The sequence below is a fragment of the Micromonospora sp. NPDC051006 genome (assembly GCF_044456245.1).
Taxonomy (GTDB): domain Bacteria; phylum Actinomycetota; class Actinomycetes; order Mycobacteriales; family Micromonosporaceae; genus Micromonospora.
The window spans coordinates 25,412-49,701 of sequence record NZ_JBITFP010000024.1 but is presented as its reverse complement, the minus strand read 5'-3'; the positions used below and the strand labels follow the sequence as shown (position 1 = coordinate 49,701).

Sequence of the window (24,290 nt, the reverse complement as noted above, 5' to 3'; positions counted from 1 at the left end):
TATCAGGCGCCTCCGGCTGGGTCGATGCAGACTCGGAAGCCGAAGTCCTGCAGCCGGAGGTCGGGGAGGTTGATCAGCCGGGAGGTCCTGATCGCGTCCTCGTGCCCCGCCAGGAATGTCCCGCCGCGCTGGACCCGTGGCAGGAATTCGTGCGCTGCGCTCGGGTCGAAGCCGTCGAACCCGGTCGGATAGTGGACCAGCTCTCCCTTGGCCAGCCGGCCCGGCGACAGCGTCCATTCCCAGACGTTGCCGGTCATGTCGGCCAGGCCGGCGGGTGAGTCCCCGCCGTGAGGGGAGAAGAGGCCGACGGGAGTGGGTACCCCGATCCCGCTTTCGCTGGTGTTGCAACGCACCGAACTGAAGTCGTCGCCCCATGGGAAATCGGTGAGTGGATGATCGGGAAAGCGGAAGGCGTACTCCCATTCGATCTCGGCGGGAAGCCGGACAGTCTCCTGACGCTGCGCGGACAGGTACTCGCAGTACGCGAGCGCGTCGAAGTAGTTAACGAACACGACCGGGAGATCCGCGATCGAGGAGACAGCGTCGACCGGGTCCCGGGAGGCCAGCCAGTGACGGGGGGCGTCGTATCCGGAGGCAGCCACAAAGCGGGCGTACTCCAGGTTAGTCACCGTGAAGCGGCTCATTCTGACCGCCCAGACCTCCACCCGCTCGCTGCTTCCGCGCGTGCCCGCGAGCAGTTCGGTCGCCGGTAGGTCGACGAACTGCCCATCCTGGTCGACCGAGGGAGATGCCGATCGGGCTGCCAGGTGGCGGCGCGCCGACCGGCGTATGGCCTCCACCGGCTCGTCCGCGCGCTGTCGGGCGACCTCATCGAAGTCCACGACGCTGGCAAGGACCGCCTTAACCGTCGGAGTCAGGAGCCCGTACGTCACCAGGCCCAGGCCGCGGCGGAGCACCGCGGCCACCGCCTCGGCTACCCGCTGCGGATGCGCGCGGGCGAAATCACTCAACCAGTCGAGCCGTTCCTGGGTCGCGCAGATGTAGGCGACCGTGACCTCGAGGGTGTCGTCAGTGAAGTCCGACCACTCCAGGTTCTCGACCATCAGCGCGAACTCGGACTGCCGCGGGAGGTCGCCGCTGCGCCGCCACGATTCGGTGGCCGATTGCATGAGCTTGCGTGCGTAGAGCGGATCGGCGTTGAGTAGCTCGATGGCTGAGGCAAGTCGTGGCCAATATCGGAAGAGCGCCTCGTGCGCCACCTCGACGGTAGCGTGGCCCGCGTCGTCCACTGACGCGAAGAGAAGGCGTGACTCGACCATCTGCTCGATGGTCGACTGCATCTCGCCGTCGAACTCGTCGCGGCGTGCACGTCGTCTCGCCGGGACCCCCTTCGCCGATATCGTCGCCAGGTTTCGGGCGATGGCGTCGATCGTCTGCGCCTGCCGCTCGGCGGGAAACGCCGAGACAATGGCCTCGGCGTGCTGAGCCAGAGCCCCCTCAAGGCCCCCGGTGGCCTGGTAGTCGGCGAGCGTGAATCGGTTACGGCCGGCGAGGCCGTCGTACATCGTGCGCAGCACGTACGAAGTCAGCGGAAGTGGATCGGCGATCTGCGTCGAGTCGGCCAGCAGTCGCTGCACCATCTCGGCCTCCACGGCCAAGCCTGCGACCTCCGCCGGCTTGCGGATGACCTGCTCGAGTTCGGTGCGCGCGAGGGGGCCGAGAAGGGTCGGCTCCTGGAGTAGCCAGGTGGCGTCGTCGCCGTATGCGGTGAGCAGGCCCTCGAGGTAGTCGACCCGCAGCGTCGCCACCAGGACGAGGCGGTCCCGGCCAAGATCATGAGCCGCCTGCCGCAAGGCCGACAGGAAGCGGCGGGACACCTCGGGTGGAACCTGAGATACCAGTTCCTCGAGCTGATCGAGGAATAGACACATGGCATCGGCGCCCGCCACCGCCATCGCGTCGGACAGCGTCATGCTCAACCCGGCGTCGTCGGCCGTCAGGCTGGCCAAGATTTCCCGGACGCCACCGAGGTCGGGTGTGATGCGGCGCAGTTGCTCGGCGAGTCGGCGAAACGGATCCGGCGCGGGCCGAACCGAGAGGTACTTCCAGTCCTCGGACCCGGGCACGCCGCCGTGACGCAGCGCGGGAGTGACGGCCGCACGTACGAACGAGGACTTGCCCACTCCCGACGGCCCGACGAGCACGAGCCTGCGGTGCCCGCTGGTCAGCTGGTTACGCTGCAATCTGGCCAGCGCGGCGCTCAGATCCTGCGTCCGACCGAAGAAGAAAATCGAGTCCTCCTCCGCCAACGAGGCCAGCCCCCGGTACGGCGGCCGCATGCCGGCGCGGCTCGTCGCCTCTGCCGATGCGGACACCAGGCGCCCCAGGGCGCTGCGCAGCCGGTCCCAACCCTTCGCCGGGTCCTGACTCAGGTCGACGTACTGGATGTTCGTCCGGAGGACCGCCCACAGGTTGCTGGAATCGCCGCGCAGAATCACCGGGATGACCGGCTTGCCTTCGTAGCGGGCGATCATGATCTCCGCGAAGCACCAGAGACTGTTCCTGACCTCGGGCGACACGCACAGCAGTACGGCAGAGCTGGAGCGGATCGCCTCCAGCACCGTCTGCTCCCACTGTGCGCCCCCGAGGACGCCACCGTCCGCCTCGTAGTAGACGAACGGATTGAAGCCCCAGTCGCGTAGTTGGCCGCTGAGGCCGTGCACGGTCGCCCTGTCCTCGCTCACGTGGCTTACGAAGATCTTCGACAAGGTCTCACCCCCTGGCCCGAGAACCCGTGATGGTCGGAAGCGGCGCCACCCGACCTACCGCACTTCGACCGCAGACGTGACGGTCACGTCGGTGGCGCGCAGCTTGGTGTACACCGCATCGAAGCCGAACCCGGCGATGAAGCCGATGGCCAGGACGAAGAAGACGAGCCGTTTGGCGCCACCGCCGGAGAGCACTTCCGGATTGGTGGCCAACTGGGCGGCCACGAAGAGCAGGAACGCGACCGCGCCGGCGCAGGCACCGAGCACCGCGGCGCGCAGCCGGTTACCGGATCCGTCGGAGGCGCTGCGCATGATCGCGCCGCACATCGCGGCGAGCACCGGGGCGGCCGCGAGGACGGTCAGCGCACCCCAACTCGCCGGCTGCCAGGCGTACGACAGGGGGATCGCCGCGAGCGCCGCGAGCAGCAGCACCAGCCCGACCAGTAGGCTGCGGGTGCCCCGGCGGGCCTCCAGCGCGGACTCCCGGCGCAGCCGCTCCAGTTCCTGCTCGTGTCGGCGGTGCTGCTCGACCAGCGCGGCGACCACCGTCCGGGCCAAGCCGGGCCGCCACTCGGCGGCGGTGGCCGCAAGCTCGTCCTCGGTGGCTTGGTCCGGCTCGCCGCGCAGCCGCTGCCAGGCCTTCTCCGCCCCGCCGCCAAACGCGGCGATCGGGACCAGCGGCACACGGCGGGAGAGCGCGATGAGCCCGGCGATGAAGGTGGACCGGCCGCCGCCGACGAGCAGGACGGCGTCCACCGCGAGCAGTGAGCGGTAGAAGCTGACCTCCCAGTCGGTCGAGTCGTCGGGCAGCACGTGGAACAGCTCCGGCCGGCGGGCCACCTCGGCGAACCCGGCGCGGGTGTCCTCGTAGGGGCCGCGGACCTGGATCGAGCCGGATTCGGCGTCGGCGATCGCGGCATAGCCGCGCACCACGGCCGACTCGATGAACTGCTCGTCGCCGGAGAAGACCACGATCCGGCAGTGCTGGGCGGCCAGTTCCCGGCCCAGCTCCTCCGCCGCTGCCGACGCCGTGGCCGCGTCGCGCAGGGGCGGATCGTAGCTGCGGCCGGGGGCGGCGCTGCCGACTATCGCAACCGTCGGGGGCATCGGACCTCCACACCGTCCACTCGGGACTTGTTGACGTCGCCGGCCGTCGGGGTCGATCCCATGATGCCAGTCACCACCCTGCCGGCGGAGGCCCGCGACGGTGGGCGGGCGGGCAGCGACTACCGGCCAGACACATGCCGATGTTCTTCGCAAGCCGGGACCACTGTCCGATAGCGGACAAGACGTCCGGGCCTCCGGCGTCGCACTGTTGTAGCAGGTGAAGAGGCTGACGGATGGCGGGCCACATCCCACTCCTCCGGCCCGGCGGGGACAGCATGGTCGCCGCCGACGCCGCCATCCCGAGCCCGTCCGGCCGCTCGCGGCGGACCCGGCGTAGCAGCGCCGATTCCGACCGCGTACCCGCTCGGTCGTGGCCGCGGCCCGCACCGTCCCGGGCGCCCGGAGCGGTGCCGATCTCATCGGCGACAAGGACGTCATCCCACCTCCCGGTAGCCGACGCCGCCGCCGGCCGGCAGCGCGCCGACGCGCCCCCGACGGTCCCGGCTCCCCGCATCCCGACACCCGACCGGACCGGCGTCGGCTTCGCGCCGTGCGCCCCGGCGACCGAACAAGAGAGGAGGGGCCGACATGGCCGCTCCCAGCGCGACCGCATCCCTCAACGCGTCGACGTACTCACCGGGGGACCAGATGACCCTGACGGTGACCTACTCCGACGCCGACACGAAGCCGTTGACCGTCACGATCGTGGTCACCGACGCGCAGGGCAACAGCAGCGCTCCGGTCCGCGTCGCCGCGGTGATCGACCCGCTCACCGTCACCGTCACCGACGACTCCGGTCGCACCTGGACCCGGCTGTCGGACAGCGGCTCGGTGGCCGTCTACCGGGCGGTGGCGTGATGCCCCGGGTCACCGTCACGGTGCGCGACTCCGGCGGGCGCACCGCCACCGCCACCGCCGACTACGCCATCGCCCAGCCGGTGCTCGGCGGCTACTACCTCTCCGGAGGGGCCGACCCGACGGCGGACATGGCCGGCGGGAACTTTCGTTCCCTCACCCAGTACCGGAGCTTCGCCGACGGCTACACCTTTCCCGGCTACCAGCGAACCTGGCTGACCACCCTCGGCAAGGCCGGGGTGAAGATGAACATGGTGCTGGAGCTGAAGCACTACGGGGCGCCCAACGCCGGGCCGCAGACCTTCACCGTGGACGGCACGTCGTACACCGTCCCGGAGCCCGCGATGACCATCCAGCAGCGACCCGGGACGACCTGGCCCAAGGCGTACGGCTACGGCCAGGTCATCGCCGGGCAGTGCGACGGGCTCTTCGCCCGGGCCCTGTCGCAGTACCGCACCCTCGGCTTCGGGGTGAACATCCAGCTCGCCTCGGAGCTGGACACCGACCACGAGTTCGGCACCAGCGAGGCGGGCAAGGCGTACACCTGGGCGGAGTCGGACGCCCGGGCGGTGCAGGCGATGACCTACATCGTGAACTGGTTCCGGGCGCGGTCGCTGCCGGCCGGGACCACCTTCTCGGTGGGGCTGGGCGGGTTCGACCGGGCCTGCTTCCAGCGCACCCACCCGGAGGCGCTGATGGCGAAGCTCGACTTCCTGCAGTGGAACGCCTACGCCACCAGCGCCAGCCACACCGCGCTGTCCCGGTTCCGGCGCACCAAGGACTGGGCGGTGGCCGACCTCGGCCCGGTCGCGCTGTCCCGCCCGGTGATCATCGCCGAGTGGGGGGTGCGGGTGGCCGAGGTGCCCGACCAGGCCGCCTGGATCGCCACCGTCCCGGCGGCGATCGCCCAGCTCAACGCCGAGCGAGGGCCGCGGATCGTGCGCACCAACTACTTCAACTCCGGCTGGGGGACGCTGTCGCCCAAGGCCGCCGGGCTGGCCGCGCTGCGGTCCGCGTACGCAAAACGCCCGTACGTCTGACCGCCGCCGGCCCAGTGCCGTCGAGGCGCCGGGCCGGCCGGCGAGCCCGGCGCGGCTCAGCCCAGGTCGAGCTGTTCGGCGTACGCGTCGCGCAGCTCGGCCCAGCCGAAGTCCTTCGCCTCCGCGCCCCGGATCGGGCCGACCGGGTCGCCGTCGAGCAGCTGCCCGGCCACGTCGAGGCAGAGGTGCCAGCCGGCGGCGACCATCGGCACGATGGCGCGATCGGCCACGGTGTGCCGAAGCGTGAGCCGGGTGCCGGTGTCGGTCGCTGCCAGCTCCCAGCGCAGCAGGTCGTCGCCCCAGGTGTACTCGAGCAGGTGCGGCGGCTCGGCCCGGCCTACCACCGCCGGGTGCTCCTCGCGGGTTGCGCCGTCGACCATGGTGAGCACGGCGGCGCCGGGCGTGCCGAGGTCGCGGTCGGCGAGGAACGGCGCCCACTCGGCGAGCCGGGCCGGATCGGTCAGCGCCGCCCAGACGGTGGCCGGCGGGTGGCGCAGGTCGCGGACGAGGACCAGGGTGGCGCCCCCGCCGGTGGTCTCACAGCCCAGCTCGCCGGGCGGGCTGGGGCGGAACGAGTCGCGGTCCATCACTGCTCCTGACTGTCGAGGTGCCGTTCCAGGGCGTCCAGGTGTCGCGCCCAGAGCCGCCGGTAGGGGTCGAGCCAGCCGTCGACGGCCTGCAACGGGGCCACGTCGATGCGGTAGATGCGCTGCTGGGCGGCTGTGCGGCAGGTGACGAAGCCGGCGTCGCGGAGCACCCGCAGGTGCTTGGAGACCGCCGGTTGGCTGACCCGCAGGGCACCGACCAGCTCGCCGACGGAGCTCTCGCCGAGCCGGAGCTGGTCGAGGATCCGGCGCCGGGTGGGCTCGGCGAGGACGGTGAAGGCGTCGACTGCGGGCACCACCACAATATGCTGCCACCGGCATATGCCTGTCAAGGTATGTATAGCTCCCCGACCCTCCGCCGGCGGTCGGGCCGGTCCCCGGGCGGGGCCCGTGGCGGCTTCCTATGCTCGGAGCATGGAACTGCGGATCTTCACCGAACCCCAGCAGGGCGCCAGCTACGACGAGTTGCTCGCCGTCGCCCGCTGCACGGAGGACGCCGGCTACGGCGCGTTCTTCCGCTCCGACCACTACCTGAAGATGGGCGCGGTGAGCGGCGACCCCGGCCCCACCGACGCGTGGACCACCCTCGCCGGCCTGGCCCGGGACACCAGCCGGATCCGGCTCGGCACGCTGATGACCGCCGCCACCTTCCGGCTGCCCGGGCCGCTGGCGATCACCGTGGCCCAGGTCGACCAGATGAGTGGCGGCCGGGTGGAGCTGGGCATCGGCACCGGCTGGTACGCCGAGGAGCACACCGCGTACGGCATCCCGTTCCCGTCGCTGGCGGAGCGCTTCGACCGGCTGGAGGAGCAGCTCGCCGTCATCACCGGGCTCTGGGCGACGCCCCGGGGCGAGACCTTCGACCACGCCGGCCGGTACTACCCGGTGACCGACTCGCCGGCGCTGCCCAAGCCGGTGCAGGACCCGCGCCCGCCGATCCTGCTCGGCGGCATGGGCCCGAAGCGCACCCCCCGGCTCGCCGCCCGGTACGCCGACGAGTTCAACCTCCCGTTCGCCTCGGTCGAGGACTCGGTGGCGCAGTTCGACCGCGTACGCGAGGCCTGCGCCGAGATCGGCCGCGACCCGGCCCAGCTGCACTGGTCCAACGCCCTGGTGCTCTGCTGCGGGCGAGACGACGCCGAGGTGGCCCGCCGGGCCGCGGCGATCGGCCGGGAACCGGACGAGCTGCGGGAGAACGGCCTCGCCGGCACGCCCGCCGAGATCGTCGACAAGATCGGCCGGTACGCGGCGATCGGCAGCCAGCGGCTCTACCTCCAGGTGCTCGACCTGGCCGACCTCGACCACATCGAGCTGGTCGCGGCCGAGGTGATGCCGAAGCTCTGACCCGACCCGTCAGCGGGACGAGGCGTCAGCGGGCCGACCCGTCAGCGACCCACCCGTCAGCGGGCCGGCCCGGGGTCGCGCAGCACCGTGTCCAGCCGGCCGTCGCGGTCCCGGTCGACGTAGGTGACGTCCGGCACCCCGTCGCCGGTCAGGTCGACCTGCACCACGTCGGCCACGCCGTCGCCGTCGAGGTCGGTGACCACCTCGACCGACCCGTCCAGGTGCCGGGTGACGATCGAGCGCCCGCCCGGTCCGGCCGCCCGCGGTGGCGGGGCCGGCGTCGGCACCGGTCGCGGCGCCGGCGGCGGCGCCGGGGTGGGCCGGGGGCCGGGCGACGACGCGTCCGGGTACGCCCCGGCCGGCCCGCTGGCCGGTTGCACGCCGGTGCCGGTCGGATCGATCTCCTCTTCCGAGGGGAAGACGTCGCCACGTGGTGCGGGATCTCGGTAGCTGCTCATGGGCGTAGGGTTTCCCTCCGACGCCGCTGGCAACCGTGTCCGGTCGACCGGGCCCGCCGCGTCGGGGCGTCGGCGCGGGTGCCACCGCGGCCACGGTCAGGAGTGGGGGGGCAGGGACGTGGGACAGCGCCAGATGGCCGAGCCGGAAGCCGCCGGGAGCGGGCCCGCGGATGTGCCCCGACAGAACTGGGCCGGGAACGTCCGGTACGCCGCCCGCCGCTTCCACCGCCCGACGACGGTGGACGAGCTGCGCCGGCTGGTCGCCGGCAGCGAACGGATCCGGGCCGTCGGCAGCGGGCACTCCTTCAACCGGCTCGGGGACAGCCGAGGCGACCTGGTCACCCTCGCCGGGCTGCCGCCGGAGATCACCATCGACCGGGACCGGCGTACGGTCACCGTCGCGGCGGGCCTGCGCTACGGCGACGTGGCCACCCGGCTGCATGCCGAGAGTTACGCCCTGGCCAACCTGGCCTCGCTGCCGCACATCTCGGTCGCCGGGGCGATCGCCACCGGCACCCACGGCTCCGGCGTGGCCAACGGCAACCTGGCCACCGCCGTCGCCGCGCTGGAGCTGGTCACCGCCGACGGCGAGCTGCTCCGGGTGGACCGCGAGACCGACGGAGACACCTTCGCCGGGATGGTGGTCTCGCTCGGCGCGCTGGGCGTGGTCACCCGGGTCACCCTCGACGTTCTGCCGGCCTTCGACGTCCGCCAGTACGTCCAGCTCGACCTGCCCCGCGCCGAGGTGGCAGCCGCGCTCGGCTCGGCGTACAGCGTCAGCCTCTTCACCGACTGGCGCTCGCCGCGCATCGGCCAGGTGTGGCGCAAGCAGCGGGTCGAGCAGCCCGCGCCGCCGCCCGGCTGGCTCGGTACGACGGCGGCCGACACCCCCCGACACCCGGTGCCCGGCATGCCGGCGGAGAACTGCACCCCGCAGCTCGGCGCGTCGGGGCCGTGGCACGAGCGGCTGCCGCACTTCCGGCTCGGCTTCACCCCGAGCAGCGGCGACGAGCTGCAGTCGGAGTACCACGTGCCGCGGGCGGTGGCGGCCGAGGCGCTCGCCGCGCTGGACCCGGTGGCGCACCTGATCGCCCCGGTGCTGCAGATCTGCGAGCTGCGTACCGTGGCGGCCGACCAGCTCTGGCTCAGCCCGAACCACGGCCGGGACAGCCTCGCGATCCACTTCACCTGGATCGACGACGCCGACGCCGTGCTGCCCGTGCTGGCCGCCGTGGAGGAGCGGCTGGCGCCGTTCGGGCCGCGCCCGCACTGGGGCAAGGTCTTCGGGATCGCCCCGGCCGAGGTGGCCGCGACCTACCCCCGCCACGCCGACTTCGCCGCCCTGCTGACCCGCCTCGACCCGACGGGCACCTTCCGCACCGACCTCCTCGACCACCACTTCCCCCGCTAACCCCCCGGCCCTCCCGCGCCTCCCGCACCTCCCGCGCCCCCGCGACCTCACCCCCGCCGCCGGTGGATCATGCAGTTGTGGTGCCTGACAAAAGGCGCATTCGGCGTGGAACCGGCACCACAACTCCTTGATCGACGGAGGCGGGGGCGCGGGGGCACGGGGCGGGGCGGGGCGGGTTAGCGGGGGGTGGGGGTTAGTTGGTCGCGGACGGTGCCGCGTTGTACGGCGCGGCTGATGTCGCTCGGGGAGACGATGCCGACCAGTCGGCCGTCGCTCACCACCAGCGCCCGCCCGTCGGCGCACTCGCTGAGCCGGGGGAGCAGGTGGTTCAGCGGTTCCTCCGGCTCGGCCAGGGCCAGCTCCTCGGGCCGGCAGGCCACCTCGGCCAGCGTCGTGGTCGCCCGCTGGTCCGCCGGGATGCCGCGCACCCGGTCGAGGGTGACCAGGCCGATCGGCCGCCCGTTCTCGGTCAGCGGCAGCGCCGAGTGCCGGTACGCGAAGAGGTAGTGGTCGACGAAGTCGGCGACGGTCATCTCCGGCGACGCGGTCTGCGGCTGTGGGGTCATCACGTCGGTGACCCGGATGCCGCGCAGCGCGCTGCCCATCCGGGCCTGCCGCTCCTCCATTCCGGCGGCGCCGATCAGGAACCAGCCGATCAGGGCCAGCCAGAGCCCGCCGAACCCGACACCGGAGAGGAACTGCCAGAGGCCGAGGCCGATCAGCAGCGCGCCGAGCACCCAACCGGCCCGGGCGGCCACCACCGAGGCCTTGGTCCGGTCGCCGGTCCACTTCCAGACCGCCGCGCGCAGCAGCCGCCCACCGTCCAGCGGGGCGGCCGGCAGCACGTTGAAGACCGCCAGCAGGATGTTGATGCCGGCCAGCCAGGCGAACGCGCCGAGCAGCAGGCCGCCCGGCCCGACCAGGGCGAAGATGATGGCGAACGCGCCGAAGAAGAGCCCGATGCAGAGGCTCACCAGCGGCCCCACGCCGGCGATGCGCAGCTCCGCGCCGGGACTCTTCGCCTCACCCCGCAGCTCGGCCACCCCGCCGAAGAGCCAGAGCGTGATGCCGCCGACCTCCAGCCCCTCGCGCTTGGCCACCACCGCGTGCGAGACCTCGTGGGCCAGCAGGCCGACGAAGAAGACGACCGCGGCGGCCAGCCCGGCCAGCACGTAGAGGACCACCGGGCGGTCCGGATAGGAACGGGGGAACTGGTTGGCCGCCAGCCCCCAGGCGATCAACGCGAAGATGACCAGGACGCTCCAGTTGACCCCGACGGGTACGCCCGCGATCCGGCCAAGTCGGAAGCTCGCCCTCATCTTCCCGTGATACCCCCGAAGCGTGCCGCTATGCCCAGCGGCGGCGGTGACCGGTTGCGGTTGGTCGAGCCGTCGACCCTCGGTCAGGGTCGGGGGGTTTCGGACGTGATGGTGGCCTGGCGGGGCAGGGCGGCCGCGCGCAGCGCCCAGTCGAGGGCGAAGTCGGCGACCTCCTCCCAGCCGTCCTGTCCGACGGTGAAGTGCGATCGCCCGGGAAAGCCGTGGAACGCGGTCAGCGCCCGGGACTTCGTGTAGAGCGCGGCGTTGCTGCGTACCACGCCGGGCGGGACCACGTGGTCGGCTCCGCCGGCGATCAGCAGCAGCGGTGGCCGGTCGTCCCGGCGGGTGTCGACCTCGGCGGTGCTGTTCGGGTCGAGGTTGGCGAAGGCGCCCTCGAAGAGCACCCGCCCGGCGCCGGGAACGGCGTAACGCTCCCAGGCCCGGTCGGAGTCCGCCCGGCTCATCGTGTTGCCGAACGCGTAGTGGAAGTCGTCCTGGGTGAACGGGACGGCCCGGTGCCGGTTGGCCGGGCTGCGCAGGATGGAGAAGCCCGAGCGCAGGGTGCTCAGCGGCAACTTGAGCACTCCCTTGATCGGTGCCGGGTGGATGGCCACCGCGGCCGCGCCCAGGCCCCGGTCGACCAGGACCTGGGTGAAGAGCCCGCCGAACGAGTGCCCCATGATGATCGGCGGGCGGGGAAGCTCGGCGATGATCCGCTGGTAGTGATCCACGATGTCGGCCATCCGCTGCTGGGCGATCGGGGTGGGGTCGTCGCGCAACTGCTGGACCTCACCCTCCATCCCGGGCCAGGCGGGGGTGAGCACCCGCAGGCCGCGCTCGGCGTACCGGTCGGCCCATCGTTCCCAGCTGTGCCGGGTCATCCACAGCCCGTGGACCAGTACGACGGTGTCCACATCTCCCAGCGGCGCGCTGCCCATCAGCGTCCCCTCCCCAGGTGTCGCGGTGCGCGGAACCGGCGGTTACCCGGCTGGCGGGGCGGGAATCCTGCCGGCCCGGCCCGTGACGGGGAGAACCGGCTCCTGACAAATGTCATGCCCGGAAGGTGACGCGCGCTCCGGGACCCGGAACCGGGCGCGCCGGAGCATGGCTGTCATGACCAGTACGCATCCGGCCGTAGAGCTGAGCGGCCTCACCAAGACCTTCGGCGCGGTCACCGCGGTCGACGGGCTGAGCCTGCGGGTGGAGCCCGGCGAGGTGGTCGCCTTCCTCGGCCCGAACGGCGCCGGCAAGACCACCACCATCGACATGCTGCTCGGCCTGGCCCGCCCGGACGCGGGCCGGGTGCGGATCCTCGGCGGCCCCCCGGTCGACGCGATCGCGCACGGCCGGGTGGCCGCTGTGTTGCAGACCGGCGGGCTGCTCAAGGACCTGACCGTCGGCGAGACGGTCCGGATGACCGCCAACTTCTACCGGCGTACCCGCCCGGCGCAGGAGGTGCTGGAGCGGGCCGGGATCGCCGACATCGCCGACCGGGTGGTGGGCCGCTGCTCCGGCGGCCAGCAGCAGCGGCTGCGCTTCGCGCTGGCCCTGCTGCCCGACCCGGACCTGATGGTGCTCGACGAGCCGACCACCGGGATGGACGTCGAGGGCCGCCGCGAGTTCTGGCAGGCCCTGCGGCGCGACGCCCGGGCCGGGCGGACGGTCATCTTCGCCACCCACTACCTCGACGAGGCCGACGCGTACGCCGACCGGATCGTGCTGGTCCGGCAGGGGCGCGTCGTCGCCGACGGCACCACCGCCGAGATCAAGAACCTGGCCGCCGGCCGACTGGTCCGGGCCACTCTGCCCGACGCCGACCAGGCCGCGCTCGCCGCGCTCCCCGGCGTCGACGGGGTCGAGGTCCGGGGCGACAGCGTGCTGCTGCACACCGGCGACTCCGACCGGGTCGCCCGGCACCTGCTCACCCGGACCACGGCCCGGGACGTGGAGATCACCTCCCGCAACCTCGAGGACGCCTTCCTCGCCCTCACCACCGACCACCCCGGAGCCTGACGATGACCACCACCCTGCCGGCGACCGCCACCACCGACCGCTCCGACGCCGCCACCCGCCGACCGCCCGCCCTGGGCGGGTTCTCCCCGGCCGTGCTCGGCATCGAGCTGCGCCGGGTGCTGCGCAACCGGCGCACCCTCGCGTTCACCCTGCTCATGCCGGCGGTCTTCTTCCTCATCTTCGGCCTGCCCCAGCGCGGCCAGGATCTGGACAACGGCCGGCCGGTGATCGCGTACGTCATGGTCAGCCTGGCCGTCTACGCGGCCATGGTGGCCACCACCAGCGCGGGCGCCGCGGTGGCCACCGAGCGGGCGCTGGGCTGGAGCCGGCAGCTGCGGCTCACCCCGCTGCGCCCCACCGCGTACGTGGCCACCAAGGTCGCCACCGCGATGGCCCTCGGCCTGCTCGCCGTCTGCGTCGAGTTCGCGGTGGGCGCCGCCGCCGGCGTACGGCTGCCCGCCCACGTCTGGCTGCTCTCCGGCCTCGGGGCCTGGCTGGGCTCGCTGGTCTTCGCCGCCTTCGGTCTCTTCATCGGCTACCTGGTGCCGGCCGAGAACGTCATGCAGTTCATCGGGCCGATCCTTGCCGTGCTGGCCATGTTCGGCGGGCTCTTCGTCCCGGTCGAGGTGCTGCCCGAGGTGCTCGCCGAGGTGGCCCGGTACACGCCGGTCTACGGCCTCGGCGAGGTGGCCCGCGCCCCGCTGACCGGCGACGGGGTGAGCCTCGGCGCGCTGGTCAACCTGCTCGCCTGGACGGCGGTCTTCACGGTCGGCGCCGCCCGGCTGTTCCGCCGGGACACCGCGCGGGTCTGAGCGGGCCGACAGCTAGCGTGGACCCGATGGACGTCGTCATGCCGGGTCAGCCCCGGCCGGTGAGCCGCCGATGGCGGGTCACCGGCTGGCTGCTCGCCGCGGTCTGGCTCTTCTTCCTCAACGTGCCGGTGGCCACCGCGCTGCGTCAGCCCGAACCGTGGCGCCGGGTGGTCGGGGTCGGCACGGTGGTCGCCTTCGGCATCGCGTACGTGCTGCTCTTCCAGTGGGTGCGGGGGCTGCGGCAGGCCGGCCGGCCGATCCCGCGCGGCCGGGCGGTCGCCGCGCTGCTGGCGCTGCTGGCGCTCGGTGTGGCCGGGATCCCCGGCACCGACGGGGACTGGTTGACCACCCTGGTCTTCGTCGCCGCGGCGGCCGTGCTGCTGCTGCCGGGCGGCTGGGCGCTCGCCGTCGTGGCGGCCGCCGCCGTCACCCCGCTGGTCGCGGCCGGGCTGGTGCCGGGTTGGGAGGCGGAGAGCACCATCACCTTCGCCGTCCTGCTCGCCTCGTTCGCGATGTTCGGGTTCGCCCGGCTGGCGCAGCGCAACAGCGAACTCCAGGCGGCACAGCAGCAGATTGGCCGGCTCGCCGTCACCGAGGAGCGCGCCCGTACCGCGCGGGACCTGCACGACATCCTGGGCCACTCGCTCACCGTGGTGGCGATCAAGGCCGAGCTGGCCGGCCGGTTGATCGAGGTGGACCCGGCCCGGGCGGCGAGCGAGATCGCCGACGTGGAGCGGCTCGCCCGGGCGGCCCTCGCCGACGTGCGGCAGACGGTCGGGGCGTACCGGGGGGTGCGCTTGGCCGAGGAGCTGGCCGGCGCCCGCGCGGCGCTGACCGCCGCGGGCATCGCGGCGCAGCTGCCGACCGAGCTGCCGGAGCTGCCGGCGGAGCGCGACCAGCTGTTCGGTTGGGCGGTGCGGGAAGGGGTGACGAACGTGGTCCGGCACAGTGGGGCGCGGTGCTGCACGATCCGGGTCCGGCCGGACCAGGTGGAGATCAGCGACGACGGTCGCGGACCGTCCATGCCGGACGCGGTGGCCACCGGGCACGGGCTGGTCGGTCTGCGTGAGCGGGCGGCGCGGCTGGACGCGACGGTGACGGTGGGCCGCCGCCCGGACGGCCCCGGGTTCCTGCTCCGGGTCGGGCTGCCGGCGGGTGCCCGGTGAGCGCCCCGATCCGGCTGCTGCTCGCCGACGACCAGGCGCTGGTCCGGGGTGCGCTGGCCGCGCTGCTCTCGCTCGAGCCGGACCTGACGGTGGTGGCCGAGGTCGGGCGGGGCGACGAGGTGGTGCCGGAGGCCCGACGGACCAGCCCGGACGTCGCGTTGCTCGACGTGGAGATGCCTGGCATGGACGGGATCGCCGCGGCCACCGCGCTACGGGCCGCGCTGCCGTCCTGCCGGGTGCTGGTGGTGACCACCTTCGGCCGGCCGGGTTATCTGCGGCGGGCGATGGAGGCCGGCGCCAGCGGCTTCGTGGTGAAGGACACCCCGGCCCGGCAGCTGGCCGAGGCGGTCCGGCGGGTGCACGCGGGCCTGCGGGTGGTCGACCCGACGCTGGCGGCGGAGACGCTCGCCACCGGGGCCAGCCCGTTGACCGAGCGGGAGACCGAGGTGCTGCGGGCGGCCCGGGGCGGCGGGACCGTCTCCGACCTGGCCGCGACGCTGCACCTGTCCGAGGGGACGGTGCGCAACCACCTCTCCGCGGCGATCGGCAAGACCGGCGCGCGCAACCGGGCCGCAGCCGTTCGGATCGCCGAGCAGAACGGCTGGCTGCTCGGCGAGTGAAACCCGTCTATGCGGTGGGCGGCGGCTCGGGCAGCGCCTCGACCACCACCACGCTGCTGCCGGGCCGCACCTCGGCCAGCAGTTCCCGCTGGCCGCTGCGGGTCAGCCGGATGCAGCCGTTGGTGGTGTTCTCGCCCAGCTCGCCGTCGTGGTACCAGGTGTGCAGGCCGATGTGCGCGCCGCGCAGGCTCTCCGGGACCGAGTCCGGGTCGTCGGGCACCGAGCCGAGGGCGTAGATGTCCACGCCGCCGTAGACGTCCTGTGGTGGCGGGGTGCGGCCGAGGATGAAGGTACGGCCGAGCGGTGTCTCCTGCCCGCGCTGCCCGAGGCTGATCTCCCAGGTGCGTACCGCCCGTCCGGCGCGGTACCAGGTCAGCCGGTGCCGGCCGCGCTCCACCACGATCTGGTCGCGCAGCGCGACGGTGGTGAAGCCGCCGGGCGGGAGCCAGGCGAGCTTGCGGTTGGCCGAGGGCAGCAGCACCGCCGTCCAGCCGGACTGGCGGTCGGCGATCGGCATGGTCAGCTCGACGCCGCTGATGGTCGGCGCGAGCAGCGCCACCGGTCGCCCGCCCGGCGCGTTGTAGGCCGCGATCTCCCGGGTCGGGTGCAGCCCCTCGGTCAGCGGCGTGGTGTCCAGGGTGGCCGGATCGGCGGGAAACCCGGCCGGCGCCGGATCGTAGGTGATCACCGGCAGCCCGGGTGGGGCCGGCGCGGCGGGCGGCACGCTCTCGTCGGTGCCCTGGTCGGCGCTGCTCGGCGCGGGCTGCGCGGTGGCCAGCGGCGCCGCCTGTCCGCCGGTCGGCTCCGCATCGGGGGTCAGCGCCAGGCCGGTGAGCAGCGCGGCCACCAGCAGCGCCGGTACGCCGATGCCGGCGGCGATCCAGCCACCGCGCCGCTGGGACTTCATTCGGTCAAACGACACGAAACCACTCTATGCCCGATACCACCCCCACCAGCCCCGTTCCCCCCAAAAAGCCCACCATCAACACCGGTGATCAACAGGTTCGCGTCAGGATCCGGGCGGAAACTGACGCGAACCTCTTGATCAACCCGGGTGGCGGCCCGGCGGGGGGGCCGGGGGCGGGCCGGGGTGGGGTGGGGGTTAGAGGCGGGCGTTGGTGTGGATGGCTATTGCGTCGTGGGGTGGGACGTTGGCGGTGAACCAGCCGTTGGCGTCCACGGTGATCAGCGGGCCGCTGCACGAGCCGTTGCTGAAGGTGCCGTGGATGACGTCGCAGTAGCGACCCGCGGGCAGCCCGGTGGAGTACGACCGCCCGGTGATCGCCTGGTCCTCGTCGTTGACGGTGAGGTAGCCCTTGCCGGTCCGGCTGAAGGCGATGTGGTTGTTGCCGTTGTCGTACCAGTTGCTCACGCCCGCGCCCTCGGTGGCGTTGCGGAAGCCGACCATGTTGGCGATCACCGGCCAGCGGTGCTCGCACTCCCAGCCGGAATAGCAGGTGGTGTTCAGGGTCTTGTTGTTGCCGTCCGAGGGCGGCCCCTGGTCGCGGTTGCTGAACGTGTAGCTGGACATCACCGTGGGGGAGCCGTACGGCCAGGCCAGCATGAAGGCGTTGGCCAGCGCGTAGATGCCCCGGTCCCGGTAGGTCAGCACCCCGCCGGTGTCGCGCTGGGTGTCGTGGTTGTCCACGAACACCGCCGCCGGGCCGCTCGGCAGGTGGCCCCAGCCCGTGCCGAAGTTGCTCAGGTAGGCCAGCCGCTCCGAGCGGAACACCCGGGCCAGGTCCTTGCCGTAGCGGAACTCGTGCACGTCGCCGTTGCCGGTGTACTCGGTCGGCTGGATCGGCTCGCCCGCGCCGTGGATGACCTCCTGCACGATGTACGCCGGCCGGGACAGCCGGGCCTTGATGGCCGCGATGTCGGCGGCCGGCATGTGCTTGCTGGCGTCCATCCGGAACCCGTCGACGCCGAGGGAGAGCAGGTCGTTGAGGTAGGCGGCGATCCGGCCCCGGACGTAGTCGGACTCGGTCTTCAGGTCGGCCAGGTTGACCAGCTCGCAGTTCTGCACCTCGTAGCGGTCGCCGTAGTTGGCGATGTCGTTGTTGCCGTTGCGGCCGCAGTAGTGGAAGTCCTGTGACTGGTAGTTGCCCGGGTAGTCGTAGTGGCCGTACGACGAGCCGGCCCAGCCGGTGCCGCCGGCGTCCTGGCCGGACATGTGGTTGATCACCGCGTCCACGATCACCTTGACCCCGGCGGCGTGGCAGGTGTTCACCATGGACTGGAACTGGGCGCGGGTGCCCTTGCGGGACTCGATCCGGTAGCTAACCGGCTGGTACGCCAGCCACCACTGGGAGCCGCGGACGTGCTCCTGGGGCGGGGAGACCTGGACGTAGCCGTAGCCCTTCGGGCCGAGGGTGCTCTGGCACTCGGCGGCGACCGACGGCCAGTTCCACTCGAAGAGCTGGACGATGACCTTCTTGCTGCCGCTCGGGGCCGCGACGGCCGGGGGTGCCGTCACGACGGTAGGAACAAACAGGCTGGCGATCATGCCGACGGCGAGGATCGCCGATCGGCATCGGCGTCGATGCATCGCGACTCCTGACGGGGGTGGGAGGGCGGGTGGCGCGGCGGGGGAGGGCGCCCACGTCTGCCGGAATCTTGCAGCGAGGGCTGAAATTTTCCGAAAGGTTACAAGCGTGTTGCAGCGACTGTCAACGCATGGATGCCTGTCGTTGCATTGAGGTCGTCTACACGTGTCACGGTGCCGCCCGGTTCGATCCGGCGGTGGAAATTTCTCCGCCACCGGTGATCCGTCCGCGCCGCCGGTCCGTACTCGATGGGGGAGCAGGGTCGGGCGGTGCGCCGCCGTTAGACGATCGAGGAGCAGATGGCCCGGGCTAAGCAGAATCAGAAGCCGGCGACCGTCCGGACCAGCGAGAGCAGCCGGGGGGTTCGCGGCCGGTCACGGTCCGCGGTGGCGGCGCTGATCGTCTCCGCGCTCGCCGCCGCGTGGGCGGCGGTCATGCTCACGGGAGCCGGCCAGCGGGCGTACGCGTACGGCTTCTTCTTCACCGAGTTCTTCGCCGGGGTGGTCACCCTGGTCGCGCTGAGCCTCACCGTGATGCTGGGCCTGCTGGCCACGGACCGGCTGGTGCTGTTGATCCGGCACCGGGTGCTGCTCCAGTCCGCGCACCGGGCGACCGGCGTCCTCGGCATCGTCGGGCTGGTCTTCCACGCGCTCACCAAGATCGCGACTGGGCGGGCGGCGAGCACCGACGCGGTGGTGCCGTTCGTCGGTGGGCGCGGGCTCTACGTCGGGCTCGGCACCGTCGCCGCCCTGCTGATGGTCTCCGTGCTCTGGACCGGCGTGGTCCGGGCCCGCTTCGCCGGCGTCGGTCCGAAGTGGCTCTGGCGGGCGCTGCACTCCCTGGCGTACCTCTCCTGGCCGTTCGCCCTGCTGCACGGGCTCAACGCCGGCCGCCCGGCGACGTCCTGGGTGACGCTGAGCTACCTGGCCTGCGTGCTGCTGGTGGTGCTGGCGCTGTTGGTCCGGCTCTCGGTGACCCTGGGCCGGCGCAGCCGGGAGCAGTACCAGGCCGCCGCGATGAACAGCGCCCTCGCCGGCCGGCCGGCCGAGGACGGCAAGGGCCGATCGGTGCTGGCCGGCCTGGGCCGCCGCGCCGACGCCAAGCGCGAGGCCCAGGCCGCTCGGGAGCGCCGGGAGGCCGAGTGGGCGCAGACCACCGCCGAGTTCTCGATGTCGACCGGCGATCGGCGCCGCGACCCGCAGCGCTTCGCCGTGCCGGTGGTGCCCGAGCCGGGCACCCTGGGCGAGCCGCCGGCGCGGTCCAGCCGCAAACGGCGCGACGAGGAGTCGGCGCCGGCGGCCCGCCGCGCCCGACGGACCGCGGAGGTCGAGCCGGCCGGCCGGCAGTCGTCCCGCTACCGGGACGAGGAGCCGGCGGCGGGTCGGTCCCGGCGCCGCCGCGCGGAGCAGCCGGAGTCGCCCCGTCGCGACGAGGAGCGCACCGGCGCCCAGGCGCCGGTGCCGAGCCGGCGGCGCCGCCGCGCGGCCGACGAGGTGGACGCCGGTACGCGGTATCAGACCCCGTCGCGGCGGCGGACCGACGAGCCGGAGGAGCCGTGGGACAGCCCGCGCCGCTGGGAGGTGGGCGAGCCGGTCTCCGCCGAGCCCATCTCCGCCGGGCCGATCTCGGGCGAGCCGATCTCCGCCGGGCCGATCTCCGCCGCGCCGCGCAGCGGCGCCGGCCGGCACAGCGCCGAGGACGACCAGCCGGAGGAGCCGGACTACTGGCGCCCGCCGGCCCGGTACGTGCCGGAGGAGGTGGCGCCGCCCGTGGACGACACCCCGACCCTGGTCGACCTGGCGTCGCGGCGGGCCCGCCGGGCCGCCGGCGAGGGCCGGTCGGGCCGCCGCAAGCGGGCCAACGCGGACGCGGTGGACGGGGCGTACTGGGCCGGGCTGCGGGGTGAGGCGAAGTGACGACGCGCACCACCGTCCCCCCGGTCGCCTGCGTCGGCGAGCCCCGGCTGACCGCCGGCTTCGCCGAGTTCGGCCGGCTGAACCTGGCCGCGCACGAGGAGGTGCACGGCCCGATCGGGCCGATGGAGCCGGCCAACCTGCTCCGGCTCGTCGACGGGATCCAGCTCAAGGGCAAGGGCGGGGCGGGCTTTCCGTTCGCCCGCAAGCTGCGCGCGGTGCTGGAGTCCTGCGAGCGGCAGGACCTCAGCGCGGTGGTGGTGGTCAACGCCACCGAGGGGGAGCCGGCCAGTTGGAAGGACAAGGTGCTGCTCACCCGGGCCCCGCACCTGATCCTGGACGGCGCGGCGCTGGCCGCGTACGCGCTGGACGCCGACGAGATCGTGATCGGGATGGCCGACGAAGGGGTGGGCCGCGAGTCGCTGATGGAAGCGCTCGCCGAGCGGCGGATGCCGGTGCCGACCAGCATCGTCACCGTCCCGCACCGGTTCATCTCCGGCGAGGGCGGCGCGCTGGTCAACGGAATCAACGGGCTGCCGCACATCCCGCCCGGCACCAAGAAGCGGTCCAGCGACTCCGGCGTGAGCGGGCTGCCCACCCTGCTCTCCAACGCGGAGACCTACTCCCAGCTCGCCGTCGCCGCCCGGCTCGGCCCGTACGAGTACGCCGCCCTCGGCACCGACGACGAGCCCGGCACGGTGCTGCTCACCGTCACCGGCGCGGCCGGCCGGCCGGCGGTGGTCGAGTGCGCCGCCGGCACCCCGCTGCGGGACATCCTGGACCTCTGCGAGGTGCCCGACGGCCCGGGCATCCTCACCGGTGGCTACCACGGCAAATGGATCACCCCGGAGGCGGCGGACCGGGCCGAGATCTCCCGAAAGGGGCTGGCCGCGGTCGGCGGCACGCTGGGTGCGGGCATCATCATCCCGCTCGGCCCCGACACCTGCCCGCTCGGCGAGGCCGCCCAGGTGGTGCGCTACCTGGCCGGTGAATCCGCCGGCCAGTGCGGCCCGTGCCGGATGGGCCTGCCGGACCTGGCCCGCGCGGTGGACCTCGCGGTCGCCGGCAGCCAGCCCGCCGACGTCGTCCGGGCCGCCGCGGGCGAGGTGAAGGGCCGCGGCGCGTGCAGCCACCCCGACGGTACGTCCCGCTTCGCACTCTCCGCGATCGAGGTCTTCGTCGAGGACCTGCGCCTGCACGCCACCGGCGAGGGGTGCGGCCGGCGGGTCAAGGCCGTGATGGGCCTGCCCGGCGCGCCCGACCCGAACCCGCAGAAGTTGACCCTCGACTGGTCCCGCTGTGATGGGCACGGGCTCTGCGCGCACGTGGTGCCGGACTTCATCCGGCTGGACGGCAACGGGTACCCCGCGTTCCCGCCGACGCCGGTGCCGACGTGGCTGCGGGAGGGCGCGATGAAGGCGGTCAAGGTCTGCCCCGAGCTGGCCCTCCGGCTGGCCAAGGCCGAGTAGCGACCGGGACGAACGGAGACGGGCGATGCGGATGCTGAAGGCCGGGCGACCACCCCGGGCGGCCCGGGCGGGGCAGGGGACCATGGCCCGGGTGCGGCGGGTCGTCGCGGCCGGCGCCCTGCTCGCCGGGCTCGCCGCCACCTCGGCCTGCACCGGCGGCGGGGCTCCGGAGGCAGCCGCCGCCACCCCGGCCGCGGCGGCCCCGAGCGCCGCCGTTCCCGCGACCCCGTCGGCCGTCCCGGCGGCGCGGGTGCCGGACATTCTCGACTTCACCGGCACCACCCTGGACGGCGCGTCCTTCTCCGGCGCCGCGTTGGCCGGTCGGCCGGTGGTGCTCTGGTTCTGGGCTCCGTGGTGCGCCACCTGTGCCAGCCAGGCCTGGACCGTGGCCGAGGTGGCGCCGACCTACCGGGACACCGTGCCGATCGTCGGCGTCGCCGGGCTCGGCGAGCAGCGGGCCATGCGGGACTTCGTCACCGAGTTCGAACTGGCCGGGGTGCCGCAGCTCGACGACCGCGCCGGGAAGCTGTGGCGCCGCTTCGAAGTGGTCGAGCAGAGCACGTTCGTGATCATCGACCGGAACGGGAGCGTGGTCCACCAGGGCTTCCTCGACGGCGAGGCGCTCACGGCGCGGCTTGGCGCGCTGGCCGCCGGCCGGTGACGACCGCCCTGCTGCTGGCGCTGACCGCCGGCATGCTCGGCGCGGTCAACCCGTGCGGCTTCGCGATGCTGCCGGCGTACCTGTCGCTGCTGGTGGCCGGCGCGCCGGGCACCCGGGGCGCCGTCGGCCGCGCGCTCACCGCCGCCGCCGGCCTGACCCTGGGGTACGTGCTGGTCTTCGGCGCCTTCGGCCTGGCGCTCGCCCCGCTCGCCGGGTGGCTGCGACCCCGACTGCCCTGGGTCACCGTGGCACTCGGCCTGCTGCTGGTGGCGGCCGGCGCCTGGCTGCTCGCCGGCCGGCGGCTACCCGCGCCGGGACGGTTCACCCGGGCCCCCCGACTGACCCGTCCCTGGGCGTCCACGGTGCTCTTCGGCGCGGCGTACGCGGTCGCCTCACTCGGCTGCGCGATCGCGCCGTTCCTGGCCATCGTGGTGACCAGCCTCCAGGCCGGGTCGACCCCGCGCGGCCTGGCGCTCTTCGGGGCGTACGCGATCGGGATGGGACTGGTGGTCGCGGTGGCCGCGCTCGGCGTGGCGCTGGTGCGCGACGGGCTGGTGGCCCGGCTGCGCGGCGCCGGCGCGCTGGTGCCCCGGCTCAGCGGTCTGGTGCTGATTGCCGCTGGCGGCTACGTCGCCTGGTACGGCTGGTACGAGGTGCGGCTCGCCGCCGGCCGGCGGGACGCGTTCGGTGACCCGGTGGTGCTCGCCGCGACCCGGATCCAACGCGCCCTGACCGACGCCCTGGACGCGGCCGGTCCGACGACCCTCGCCGTGGCGCTCGCCGCGCTGCTCCTCCTCGCTGCCCTGTCCCGTCGCGCAACGCGTCGATCATGCAGTCGTGGTGGGTGACGGAAGGTACGAAGACGTAGCTACCGGGCACCACAACTGCATGATCGACCGCGACGCGCGGGTTGGGGTGGGTCAGCGGGTGGGGGTTAGGCGGTCGGTGCCCATCCGGTCGTGCAGGACCTCGGGCAGCAGCACCGAGCCGTCGGGCTGCTGGAACTGCTCCAGGATGGCCGGGAAGAGCCGGCTGGTGGCCAGCGCCGAGCCGTTGAGCGTGTGCACGAACCGGGTCTGCTTCCCGCCCGGCTCGCGGTAGCGGATGGCCGCCCGGCGCGCCTGGTAGTCGCCGGCCCAGGAGACCGACGAGACCTCCTTGTACTTGCCGGTGCTCGGCATCCACACTTCGATGTCGAGGGTCTTCTTCATCGACGCGCTGGCGTCGCCGGCGGAGAGCAGGCTGCGCTGGTAGTGCAGGCCCAGCCGCTCGACCAGGCTCTCCGCGTGGCTGAGCATCTCCTCGAGCGCCGCGTCGGCCTGCTCGGGCAGGGTGAACTGGAAGATCTCCACCTTGTTGAACTGGTGGCCCCGGACGGTGCCGCGCTCGTCGGAATGCGAGCCGGCCGCCTCCCGGCGGTAGCACGGGGTGTAGGCGAACGCCTTCAGCGGCAGCTTCGGGGTCTCCAGGATCTCGTCCTGGTAGGCCCCGAGGATCGCGGTCTCCGAGGTGGGCAGCAGGAACTGCCCTCGCGGGGCCGACTCCCGGTCCAGGTGGTAGACGTCGTCGTAGAACTTGGGGAACTGGCCGGCGGCGAAGCCTGCGGTGTCGAGCAGCAGGTGCGGCGGGAGCAGGAACTCGTAGCCGGCCTTGACGTGCTCGTCGATGAACCAGTTGATCAGCGCCCACTCCAGCCGGGCACCGACCCCGGTGTACATCCAGAAGCCGGAGCCGCCGAGCTTGACCCCCCGCTCGTGGTCGACCAGGCCCAGCGCGCGGCTCAGCTCGATGTGGTCGCGGACCTTCTCGATCACCGGGGGCTCGCCGAAGGTCTTCACCACCCGGTTGGCCTCCTTGCCGCCGGGCACGACGTCGTCGGCGGGCAGGTTGGGCAGCTCGCTCATCGCGGATCGCAGCCGGGCCTGCACCTCGTCCAGCTCGGACTCCAGCTGGGCGAGCTGTTTACGCTCGGCCTCCGCCGCGGTGACCTGCGGCTCCACGCCGGCCCGCTTCGCCTCGGCGTACGCCCGCGCCTCCGCCTTGCGGCGCTGCCGCTCGGCGTCGATCTCCGTGATCAGGGCGCGGCGTTCCTGGTCGAGTCGCTGGATCTCGTCCAGCGCCCGGTTGACCTCGGCGGGATCCAGTCGCTTCGCCAGCGCGGTCGCCACCGCCTCGCGATCCTTCCGGATCAACTCCATGTCGAGCATGCTGCTCCGTACGCC

At 73.2% G+C, this 24,290-nt stretch carries 22 protein-coding genes; 12 read left to right on the top strand and 10 right to left on the bottom strand.

The features are described 5' to 3' along the window. Positions 1-2: 2 nt before the first annotated feature. Complete coding sequence (locus tag ACIBBA_RS27555) at positions 3-2,729, bottom strand: SUMF1/EgtB/PvdO family nonheme iron enzyme (RefSeq protein WP_396700898.1); 2,727 nt, start codon at positions 2,727-2,729, stop codon at positions 3-5. Between the two features lie 54 nt (positions 2,730-2,783). Further along, on the bottom strand, positions 2,784-3,836 hold the full coding sequence (locus tag ACIBBA_RS27550) for a hypothetical protein (protein ID WP_396700896.1): 1,053 nt from the start codon (positions 3,834-3,836) through the stop codon (positions 2,784-2,786). A gap of 588 nt (positions 3,837-4,424) precedes the next feature. Here ACIBBA_RS27550 and ACIBBA_RS27545 point away from each other — a divergent pair. Next, positions 4,425-4,694, top strand: coding sequence for a hypothetical protein (locus ACIBBA_RS27545; protein WP_350874087.1), 270 nt, complete (start codon positions 4,425-4,427; stop codon positions 4,692-4,694). Further along, positions 4,694-5,731, top strand: coding sequence for a hypothetical protein (locus ACIBBA_RS27540; protein WP_396700894.1), 1,038 nt, complete (start codon positions 4,694-4,696; stop codon positions 5,729-5,731). The genes ACIBBA_RS27545 and ACIBBA_RS27540 overlap by 1 nt, the downstream gene beginning before the upstream one ends. 56 nt (positions 5,732-5,787) lie before the next feature. Here ACIBBA_RS27540 and ACIBBA_RS27535 read toward each other — a convergent pair whose 3' ends face one another. Both ACIBBA_RS27535 and ACIBBA_RS27530 read right to left on the bottom strand, forming a co-directional pair. Further along, positions 5,788-6,318: an SRPBCC family protein gene (locus ACIBBA_RS27535; RefSeq protein WP_396700892.1), complete on the bottom strand. Its 531-nt coding sequence runs from the start codon at positions 6,316-6,318 to the stop codon at positions 5,788-5,790. Further along, positions 6,318-6,635 carry an ArsR/SmtB family transcription factor gene (locus ACIBBA_RS27530; RefSeq protein WP_396700890.1) on the bottom strand — a complete coding sequence of 106 codons (318 nt, stop codon included), beginning with the start codon at positions 6,633-6,635 and terminating at the stop codon, positions 6,318-6,320. Before ACIBBA_RS27530 ends, ACIBBA_RS27535 begins: the two co-directional genes overlap by 1 nt. A gap of 115 nt (positions 6,636-6,750) precedes the next feature. Here ACIBBA_RS27530 and ACIBBA_RS27525 point away from each other — a divergent pair, with 115 nt between their 5' ends. Continuing rightward, positions 6,751-7,680 carry an LLM class F420-dependent oxidoreductase gene (locus ACIBBA_RS27525; RefSeq protein WP_396700888.1) on the top strand — a complete coding sequence of 310 codons (930 nt, stop codon included), beginning with the start codon at positions 6,751-6,753 and terminating at the stop codon, positions 7,678-7,680. 56 nt (positions 7,681-7,736) lie between these two features. On the opposite strand, the gene ACIBBA_RS27520 is transcribed toward ACIBBA_RS27525, so the two are convergent. Beyond that, on the bottom strand, positions 7,737-8,138 hold the full coding sequence (locus ACIBBA_RS27520) for a hypothetical protein (RefSeq protein ID WP_396700886.1): 402 nt from the start codon (positions 8,136-8,138) through the stop codon (positions 7,737-7,739). A 133-nt stretch (positions 8,139-8,271) separates the two neighbouring features. Here ACIBBA_RS27520 and ACIBBA_RS27515 point away from each other — a divergent pair, with 133 nt between their 5' ends. Then, the gene (locus tag ACIBBA_RS27515) at positions 8,272-9,549 is read left to right on the top strand and encodes an FAD-binding protein (protein WP_396700884.1); all 1,278 of its coding nucleotides are present in this window, start codon (positions 8,272-8,274) and stop codon (positions 9,547-9,549) included. Between the two features lie 176 nt (positions 9,550-9,725). Here ACIBBA_RS27515 and ACIBBA_RS27510 read toward each other — a convergent pair whose 3' ends face one another. Further along, positions 9,726-10,868: a site-2 protease family protein gene (locus ACIBBA_RS27510; RefSeq protein WP_396700882.1), complete on the bottom strand. Its 1,143-nt coding sequence runs from the start codon at positions 10,866-10,868 to the stop codon at positions 9,726-9,728. Between the two features lie 83 nt (positions 10,869-10,951). Next, complete coding sequence (locus ACIBBA_RS27505) at positions 10,952-11,806, bottom strand: alpha/beta hydrolase (protein WP_396700880.1); 855 nt, start codon at positions 11,804-11,806, stop codon at positions 10,952-10,954. Positions 11,807-11,981: 175 nt separating this feature from the next. Here ACIBBA_RS27505 and ACIBBA_RS27500 point away from each other — a divergent pair, with 175 nt between their 5' ends. Genes ACIBBA_RS27500 through ACIBBA_RS27485 form a run of 4 tightly spaced genes read left to right on the top strand, consistent with a single transcriptional unit; the run spans position 11,982 to position 15,479 of the window. Next, positions 11,982-12,881: an ABC transporter ATP-binding protein gene (locus ACIBBA_RS27500; protein WP_396700878.1), complete on the top strand. Its 900-nt coding sequence runs from the start codon at positions 11,982-11,984 to the stop codon at positions 12,879-12,881. 2 nt (positions 12,882-12,883) lie between these two features. Then, positions 12,884-13,693: an ABC transporter permease gene (locus tag ACIBBA_RS27495; RefSeq protein ID WP_396700876.1), complete on the top strand. Its 810-nt coding sequence runs from the start codon at positions 12,884-12,886 to the stop codon at positions 13,691-13,693. Positions 13,694-13,719: 26 nt separating this feature from the next. Further along, positions 13,720-14,859 carry a sensor histidine kinase gene (locus ACIBBA_RS27490; RefSeq protein ID WP_396700874.1) on the top strand — a complete coding sequence of 380 codons (1,140 nt, stop codon included), beginning with the start codon at positions 13,720-13,722 and terminating at the stop codon, positions 14,857-14,859. Further along, a complete protein-coding gene (locus tag ACIBBA_RS27485) occupies positions 14,856-15,479 on the top strand; it encodes a response regulator (RefSeq protein WP_396700872.1) in 624 nt (207 codons plus the stop codon). The genes ACIBBA_RS27490 and ACIBBA_RS27485 overlap by 4 nt, the downstream gene beginning before the upstream one ends. A gap of 7 nt (positions 15,480-15,486) precedes the next feature. On the opposite strand, the gene ACIBBA_RS27480 is transcribed toward ACIBBA_RS27485, so the two are convergent. Both ACIBBA_RS27480 and ACIBBA_RS27475 read right to left on the bottom strand, forming a co-directional pair. Beyond that, positions 15,487-16,401 (bottom strand): L,D-transpeptidase, encoded by a 915-nt coding sequence (locus ACIBBA_RS27480; RefSeq protein ID WP_396700870.1) that lies wholly within the window; start codon positions 16,399-16,401, stop codon positions 15,487-15,489. A gap of 180 nt (positions 16,402-16,581) precedes the next feature. Continuing rightward, the gene (locus tag ACIBBA_RS27475) at positions 16,582-18,027 is read right to left on the bottom strand and encodes an alpha-amylase family protein (protein ID WP_396700868.1); all 1,446 of its coding nucleotides are present in this window, start codon (positions 18,025-18,027) and stop codon (positions 16,582-16,584) included. 419 nt (positions 18,028-18,446) lie between these two features. Between ACIBBA_RS27475 and ACIBBA_RS27470 the strand changes: the two genes are divergently transcribed. Genes ACIBBA_RS27470 through ACIBBA_RS27455 form a run of 4 tightly spaced genes read left to right on the top strand, consistent with a single transcriptional unit; the run spans position 18,447 to position 22,916 of the window. Next, a complete protein-coding gene (locus ACIBBA_RS27470) occupies positions 18,447-19,931 on the top strand; it encodes a pentapeptide repeat-containing protein (protein ID WP_396701055.1) in 1,485 nt (494 codons plus the stop codon). Positions 19,932-19,937: 6 nt separating this feature from the next. Then, the gene (locus ACIBBA_RS27465) at positions 19,938-21,407 is read left to right on the top strand and encodes an NADH-ubiquinone oxidoreductase-F iron-sulfur binding region domain-containing protein (protein WP_396700866.1); all 1,470 of its coding nucleotides are present in this window, start codon (positions 19,938-19,940) and stop codon (positions 21,405-21,407) included. Positions 21,408-21,432: 25 nt separating this feature from the next. Continuing rightward, entirely contained in the window at positions 21,433-22,068 is a 636-nt protein-coding gene (locus tag ACIBBA_RS27460) for a redoxin domain-containing protein (RefSeq protein ID WP_396700864.1), read from the top strand. Next, positions 22,065-22,916, top strand: a complete 852-nt coding sequence (locus tag ACIBBA_RS27455; RefSeq protein WP_396700861.1) for a cytochrome c biogenesis CcdA family protein — start codon at positions 22,065-22,067, stop codon at positions 22,914-22,916. Before ACIBBA_RS27460 ends, ACIBBA_RS27455 begins: the two co-directional genes overlap by 4 nt. 72 nt (positions 22,917-22,988) lie before the next feature. Here the strand turns inward: ACIBBA_RS27455 and serS are convergent, their stop codons facing one another. After that, positions 22,989-24,275: a serine--tRNA ligase gene (gene serS, locus ACIBBA_RS27450; protein ID WP_350874104.1), complete on the bottom strand. Its 1,287-nt coding sequence runs from the start codon at positions 24,273-24,275 to the stop codon at positions 22,989-22,991. Positions 24,276-24,290 lie beyond the last annotated feature (15 nt).